General features: G+C 28.9%; 7 protein-coding genes and 1 riboswitch. Of the genes, 4 read left to right on the top strand and 3 right to left on the bottom strand.

What is annotated here, in order from left to right; genetic code table 11:
* The 3 genes from Q1J78_RS05660 to Q1J78_RS05650 all read right to left on the bottom strand — a co-directional run.
* On the bottom strand, positions 1-899 hold an 899-nt coding region (locus Q1J78_RS05660), incomplete at its 3' end, for an amidohydrolase (RefSeq protein WP_300277383.1).
* Between the two features lie 17 nt (positions 900-916).
* Positions 917-2,044: an amidohydrolase gene (locus Q1J78_RS05655; protein ID WP_300277381.1), complete on the bottom strand. Its 1,128-nt coding sequence runs from the start codon at positions 2,042-2,044 to the stop codon at positions 917-919.
* A 117-nt stretch (positions 2,045-2,161) separates the two neighbouring features.
* A complete protein-coding gene (locus tag Q1J78_RS05650; protein ID WP_300277379.1) occupies positions 2,162-3,358 on the bottom strand; it encodes an L-serine ammonia-lyase in 1,197 nt (398 codons plus the stop codon).
* 214 nt (positions 3,359-3,572) lie between these two features.
* Positions 3,573-3,739: riboswitch (Lysine riboswitch) on the top strand.
* 185 nt (positions 3,740-3,924) lie between these two features.
* Here Q1J78_RS05650 and Q1J78_RS05645 point away from each other — a divergent pair.
* From Q1J78_RS05645 to dapD, 4 genes are all read left to right on the top strand, one after another.
* Positions 3,925-4,929: an aspartate-semialdehyde dehydrogenase gene (locus Q1J78_RS05645; protein WP_300277376.1), complete on the top strand. Its 1,005-nt coding sequence runs from the start codon at positions 3,925-3,927 to the stop codon at positions 4,927-4,929.
* 27 nt (positions 4,930-4,956) lie between these two features.
* Positions 4,957-5,844 (top strand): 4-hydroxy-tetrahydrodipicolinate synthase, encoded by an 888-nt coding sequence (gene dapA / locus Q1J78_RS05640; protein ID WP_300277373.1) that lies wholly within the window; start codon positions 4,957-4,959, stop codon positions 5,842-5,844.
* A gap of 159 nt (positions 5,845-6,003) precedes the next feature.
* Positions 6,004-6,753 (top strand): 4-hydroxy-tetrahydrodipicolinate reductase, encoded by a 750-nt coding sequence (gene dapB / locus Q1J78_RS05635; protein ID WP_300277370.1) that lies wholly within the window; start codon positions 6,004-6,006, stop codon positions 6,751-6,753.
* A 31-nt stretch (positions 6,754-6,784) separates the two neighbouring features.
* The gene (gene dapD / locus Q1J78_RS05630) at positions 6,785-7,501 is read left to right on the top strand and encodes a 2,3,4,5-tetrahydropyridine-2,6-dicarboxylate N-acetyltransferase (RefSeq protein WP_300277367.1); all 717 of its coding nucleotides are present in this window, start codon (positions 6,785-6,787) and stop codon (positions 7,499-7,501) included.
* The last annotated feature ends 355 nt before the right edge of the window (positions 7,502-7,856 follow it).

Below are 7,856 nucleotides of genomic sequence, written 5' to 3'. Positions count from 1 at the left end.
TTTAATAACAACTTAAATTCATCATACATCCTATCATTATTTATTACAGCTGGGCACTCATCTACTATAGAAAATATTATTTTACAATCATATTTATTTTCTATCCCAATGCAAATTTTTTCTACTCTAGCAAGTATTTTTTCTCTTATTTCTTCCTTTGCATATCTAATAGTTCCTTCCATATGTATATTTTCTGCTACTATATTTCTTCTAGCACCTCCATTTATTTTACCTATTGTTATAACTGCATTATCAATAGGACTTATATTTCTTGATATTATTGTTTGGATAGAATTTATTAATTCCGCAGAAATAACTACACCATCTATTCCATTTTGAGGCATTGCACCATGAGCACTTTTGGATATAATATCTATTTCAAAATCAACCGTTCCTGCCATTATTGCTTTTTTTCTAATCCCTATTATTCCTTCATTTATTAATGGATTTACATGTAGACCGTATATTTCATCAATTCCATAATATTCTATTATTCCATTTTTCACCATATCTCTTGATCCACCAGGTCCCTCTTCTGCTGGTTGAAATATAAATACGAAATTATCATTTAAATGTTCTTTATTATCATTTATATACTCTATCAATCCCAGTAATATAGACATATGTCCATCATGTCCACATAAATGCTTAACTGTTTTGTCAGATGACATCAATCCATCCATATCAGCTCTAAAAGCTATTGTCTTTTGTGGATTTTTACCTTTTATAATTCCAGCTAATCCTGTCTCAAGCCATTTTTTACTTTCTATCCCTAAATCATCTAAAATAGATTTTATATAGTTAAAAGTCTTATATTCTTTTCTTCCTTCTTCAGCAATATTATGTAAAATTTTTCTATGTTTATATACTTTTTCTTTTAAGTAATTTACCTTTTTCATAAACTTCACCACCAATACTATTTTTTATTTAAAGAACCTTTGTATTCAAGTATTTTTATATATGCATCTAGTGCATTCATACATATTATTTCGTCAAAGTTAAATTTTAAATTATGAAGACAATTTGTATATCCTTTTTCTTCATTTCTAGCACCTAACATAAAGAATATTCCTGGTACTTCTTCTTGATAATAAGAAAAATCTTCTGATATCATAAGAGGATCTAGTATTATAATATTTTCTTCTTCAATAGCATTTATAAATTCTTTACAAAGTTCTGAGTTATTATTTACAGGGTGATAATCATCTCTTATAGTTACTTTTATTTCACAATTATATGCTTTTGATATACCTTCTGCTATTTCATAAAATCTAGTTTTTATTTTTTTATATATTTCTGGTTTAAAGCATCTTATTGTCCCTTCCATATGTACATTTTCAGCTATTATATTTCTTCTAGATCCACCCTCTACTTTTCCAATACTAACAATAGCATTATCTATAGGATTTATATTTCTAGATACAATTGTTTGCATACCTGTTACTAAATTTGCATATATTGCAATTGCGTCTATTCCTTTATCTGGATACGCTCCACCATGACTACTTTTTCCTAAAATATCTATTTCAAAATCACCTATCTGAGATAAAAAATATCCTTCTCTTATTCCAAATTTTCCTTCTGGAATTTCTGGATATATATGAAGTCCATAAATTTGATCTACTTTATAATATTTCAATATCCCTTCTTTAACTAATTCCTCTGCTCCACCGGGTCCTTCTTCTGCTGGTTGAAATATAAATACAATATTATCATTTAAGCGTTCTTTATTATTATTTATATACTCTATAAGTCCTAATAATATTGATGTATGACCATCATGGCCGCAAAGATGCTGGATTCCACACTCTGTCATCAATCCATCAATATCAGCTCTAAAAGCTATTGTCTTTTGTGGATTTTTACCTTTTATAATTCCAGCTGTCCCTGTATCAAGCCATTTTTTATATTCAACTCCTATTTTTTTTAGATAATTTCTTATATATTCAGATGTTTTATATTCTTTTCTTCCTATTTCTGCTATTTTATTCAAATTTTCTCTATGTTTTTTTACTACTTCTTTAAAATATAAATAATCTTTCATATTTTCACCTCTTTAAATTCAATTTATTTATAGTATAACTTATTAAACTTTTATTTCAATAAAAAAATACCTCGAAAAAAATCGAGGTATTTTTAACTTATTTATTTTTATATCTAATTAGCAAGAGAAGAAATGTTTTGCTAATCCTCCTTTTGCTGTTTCTTTATATTTATCAAGCATATCAAGACCTGTTTCTTTCATTGTTTCTACAACTTGGTCTAAAGATACAGAATGTTCTCCATCTGTTAAAAGAGAATATTTTGCTGCATCATAAGCTCTCTGGGCTGCCATAGCATTTCTTTCTATACAAGGTATTTGAACATATCCATAAACAGGGTCACAAGTCATACCTAAATGATGTTCAAGGGCAATTTCCGCTGCATATTCTATTTGTTCTATACTTCCGCCTTGAAGATATGCAACTGCTCCTGCTGCCATAGAACATGCTGCACCGACTTCTCCTTGACATCCTACTTCAGCTCCTGATATAGATGCATTTGTTTTTATTATATTCCCTATTACACCTGCTACTATTATAGCTTCATTAACTTGTTCATCAGTCAAATTCATATAATCTTTCATAGCAAAGAATATTCCAGGTAATACACCTGCTGAGCCACAAGTTGGTGCAGTTACTATTATATTACCAGAAGCATTTTGTTCAGATGCTGCCAATGCATATGCATATACTAATGTTGAAAAATCATTATTTTCTTTAAATTTTTCATAGAACATACCTGCTCTTCTTTTTAAAAGAAGTTTTCCTGGTATTACTTCATTAGTAGCTAAACCTTCATCTATTGATTTTTTCATAGCTTCTCTTATTTTATTTATATGATCCATTAAATCTGAATCTTCATTTTCTAATGCAAAATCTACTAATGTTTTATTGTTTTCTTTACACCATTTAACTATATCATCCATAAAACTTAAAGTATAAGTTTCTTTTATTGCAGATGATGATCTTTTACCCTCTTCAGCAAGAGAACCACCACCTACTGAGAAAACTTCCCATTTTGCTGTTGTTTTTCCATCTTTATCTAAAGCTTCAAGTAACATACCATTTGGATGGAATTCTTTTATTATATCTTCTCTCCATACTATTTCAACTTTTTTAGGAGCGATTGTTTTTATTATTATATAATCTGTTAAATGACCTGCTCCAGTTGCTGCTAAACTACCATATAGTGTAGCTCTAAAACTATCAGCATCAGGGTTTTCATTTTTAAATTTTTCAGCAGCTCTTTGTGGCCCCATTGTATGAGAACTTGATGGTCCATTACCTATTTTATATAACTCTTTTAAAGTATCCATATTATTCCTCCATATTTAAATAATAATATTTATTTTTCTACTTTTATTATACATAATTTTTTGCTAAAAATAACAATTTCTGAAAAAAATTAACTTATATAATAAAGTTTTTTTAATCAAATTTTTCTTAATATTCTAATTAATCTTTAAATAATTATTGCAATTTATTATTATCTGTATTATCATTTTATATGAATATAAATTTAATATCTATAACCTGCGTAGAGGTGCTATTTTTATTAGTATTTTAGACTAGTTGGCAAATGTTTAAATCTTCAAGAAAGGAAAAATAGCCGAAGATGTATCTGGGCACAGATATTTTCTGGGGAAGTATATAATATATACTTCACTGTCACTTTTTAGTGTTGAGCTACAAGGTTTACTTTGCTATGAGATAATTTTGACGTACAGGGTATTCCTTTGTACGTCTTTTGTATATATGTGACTTTTGATAGTTATTTAACTTATATATATATCTGATGTAGACCTAATTATTTCACTTTAAAAATTTAAAATTGCAGATAGATTATTAAAAATAATGTATAATGTTTATGAGGTGATTTTTGATGAAAAAAGTAAATTTAGCAGTAGTTGGTGCTACTGGCATGGTAGGAAGAACTTTCCTAAAAGTTTTAGAAGAAAGAGAGTTTCCAATAAATGATTTATATTTATTCTCTTCTTCAAAATCAGCGGGTAAAAAAGTTACTTTTGCTGGAAAAGAATACACTGTTGAAGAATTAACTGAAGATTCATTTACTAACAGAAATATAGACATTGCTCTATTCTCTGCTGGTGGTGGAACAAGTGCAAAATTTGCACCTATAGCTGCTGAAAATGGAATTTTAGTTGTAGATAATTCTAGTTACTGGAGAATGGATCCAGATGTTCCTCTTGTTGTTCCTGAGGTAAATCCAGAAGCAATAAAAGAACATAAAAAAGGAATAATTGCAAATCCTAATTGTTCTACTATTCAAGCTATGCTTCCATTAAAAGCTCTTCATGATAGATATAATATTAAAAGAGTAGTATACTCTACTTATCAAGCTGTTTCAGGCTCTGGGGTTAGAGGTGTTGAAGATCTTGAAGAAGGAATAAAAGGAACTCCAACTGGGTTCTATCCTCATCAGATTTCTTACAATTGCCTTCCTCACATAGATTCATTCCTTGATAATGGGTATACTAAAGAAGAAATGAAAATGGTTAATGAAACTAAAAAAATTCTTTGTGATGATTCTTTAAGAATTACTGCTACTACAGTAAGAGTTCCTGTTAAAAATGGACATAGTGAATCTATAAATTTAGAATTTGAAAAAGAATTTGATTTAGATGAGTTAGTTGATACTATGGCTAAACAGGAAGGTATCGTTATTGTCGATAATCCTTCTGAAAACCTATACCCTACTGCTGCTGAATTTGATGGCAGAGATGAAGTATTTGTAGGAAGAATAAGAAGAGATTTCAGTGTTGATAATGGCGTTAACCTTTGGGTTGTAGCTGATAATATCAGAAAAGGTGCTGCTACTAATGCAGTACAAATAGCTGAAAAAGCAATAGAAATGGAATTAGTTTAAAAAATTTAAGAAAAGAGGTCGATTTCAATGTTATTTAAAGGTTCTGCTGTTGCTCTTGTAACACCATTTGATAAAGAAAATAAAGTTAATTTTAATAAATTAGCTGAGTTAATAGAATATCATATAGAAAATAAAACAGATGCTATCGTTTCTTGTGGTACTACTGGTGAATCTACTACTATGTCAGATGAAGAAATTCTTTCTGTTTTAGAATTTACTGTAAAACAAGTAAATGGAAGAATCCCTGTTATAGCAGGAACTGGTTCTAATAATACTATGCATTCTGTTGAACTTAGTAAAAAAGCTGAAGCTCTTGGTGTTGATGGATTACTAGTTATTACTCCATACTACAATAAAGCTAATAAATCAGGTCTTAAAAAACACTTTATAACTATAGCTGAAAGTGTTAATATTCCTATTATTTTATACAACGTTCCAGGAAGAACTTGTATGAATATATCTCCTTCTCTTATAGCAGAATTAGCTCAAGTTCCTAATATAGTTGCTGTTAAAGAAGCCAGTGGAGATTTAGGACAAGTTGCAAAAATAGCTAGTTTAGTTCCAGAAGATTTTGCTATATATTCTGGAAATGATGATTCAATAGTTCCTCTTTTATCAGTTGGAGGACATGGAGTTATTTCTGTACTTGCTAATGTTTGCCCTAGAGAAACTCATGATTTAGTTGAAAAATATCTTAATGGAGATGTTTCTGGTGCTAGAAAAATACAATTAGATTTAGATGCATTAGTAGCAGCTTTATTTATAGAAGTAAATCCAATACCTGTCAAAACAGCTATGAATTTACTTGGTTTTGAAGTTGGAGATTTAAGACTACCACTTGATAATATGGATCCTGCTAATCTTGAAATTTTAAAGAAAGAATTAATAAATGCAGGACTTAAAGTACAATCTTAATAAAATTTTTTGGATTGCAGAAATTTGTGATTTTAATCAATTCTGCAATCCTATTTTATAGTATTATATATTTATTTTTTATCATTAAATTTGTTTATAATCTATAACTTTGTGGTAAAAATTTAATATGCTTTAGAAATTATAATTTAGGAGGAAATTATGTTAAAAGTAATATCTACTGGATACGATGGAAAAATGGGAAAAATAGTTGCTGAAACAGTAAGAGCTGATGAAAATTGTGAACTTGCTTTTGTTCAGGCTAGAGATAAAAATGATTGTGTAAATGATATAACTATATATGAAAATCTTGCTGATTGTGAAGAAAAAGGAGACGTTATAATAGATTTCTCTCATCATGCAAATCTTGATAATGTATTAGGGTATGCATTAAGATCTAAAACTCCTATAGTAATAGCTACTACTGGTTTTAATGATGAAGAATTAGAAAAAATAAAAAAAGCATCTGAAGAAATACCTGTTTTCTTCTCATATAACATGTCTCTTGGTGTAAATATTATGGTTAAACTTGTAAAAGAAGCAGCTAAACTTCTTAATGGTTTTGATATTGAAATTATAGAAAAACACCATAATAGAAAAGTAGATGCTCCTAGTGGTACTGCTATAATGATTGCAAATGGCGTAAAAGAAGTTCTTCCTGAATCAAATATTGTAAATGGAAGATCTGGTAGAAGTTGTAAAAGACAACCTGGTGATATAGGTATAAGTGCTGTTAGAGGTGGTAGTATAGTTGGTGAACATGATGCTTTATTTGCTGGTGACAGTGAAGTGTTAACTATAAGTCATCAAGCTCAATCTAGACAGATATTTGCAAATGGTGCTTTAGCTGCTGCTAAATTTATAGCTGATAAAAAATCTGGTTTCTATAATATGGACGATATGCTAAAATAATATAGAAAAATTTTAGTCTAGGAGAAAATAAATGTTAAATTTAAATGATGCTTATGAAATAGCAAAATATATAAAAGAAGTTAAGAAAAAAACTCCAGCAAAAGTATATGTAAATACTAGTCCATATAACTTTGAATCTACTGAGGATTTTAAAGTTTTTGGAACTGATACTTCTCATATATTTATAGGAGATTATGACTCTATAATGGATGAGCTTAATAAAAGAGATGATTGTATAAAAGATATATACGTTGAGTCTGATGGAAGAAATTCTGCTATACCTTTAAAAAATACACTTCATGAATCTGCAAGAATAGAACCTGGTTCTATAATAAGAGATATGGTTACTATAGAAAAAAATGCTGTTGTTATGATGGGTGCTGTTATAAATATAGGTGCTGTTATCGGTGAAGGTTCTATGGTAGACATGAATGCTGTTATCGGTGCTAGAGGTATACTTGGTAAAAATGTTCATCTTGGGGCTGGTGCTGTTGTTGCTGGTGTTCTTGAACCACCTTCAGCAAGTCCAGTTATAGTTGAAGATAATGTAATGATAGGTGCTAATGCTGTTATACTTGAAGGTGTAAGAATAGGCGAAGGTGCTGTCGTTGCTGCTGGTTCTGTTGTCACTAAAGATGTTCCAGCAGGTTCTGTTGTTGCTGGTTCTCCAGCTAAAGTTATAAAAATGAAAGATGAAAAAACATCTGAAAAAACAAAACTTATGGATGATTTAAGACAGTTAGATTAATATCGGATAAATAGGAAAAAGAGGATGAGGATTACCACTTGCTCTATGGTCAGATGTGTATTATACTTGTTTACTTTGGTTTAAGTAATATACACATATTCCATTATCACAGTGTTAGTAATTCTTTATCCTCTTTTTATTTACATTATTCAAGATATATTATCTTTATATTATTGGCTTAATGAAGTAGTGTGTTATTTTATTTATCCTTATTTTTTATCTTATCTATTTTTTAATATTTTTTATTTTATCTTAAGATTTTCTTTATTTTTCAGTTCTAAAATATATTTATAATTTATATTTTGAGGAGTTAGTTTTATGAGAAAGTTTTTAGATATTTTTGTTAAATCTTTTG

This window comes from Peptacetobacter sp. (assembly GCF_029264495.1).
GTDB lineage: Bacteria > Bacillota > Clostridia > Peptostreptococcales > Peptostreptococcaceae > Peptacetobacter.
This window is presented reverse-complemented; position numbering and strand designations above follow the sequence as displayed.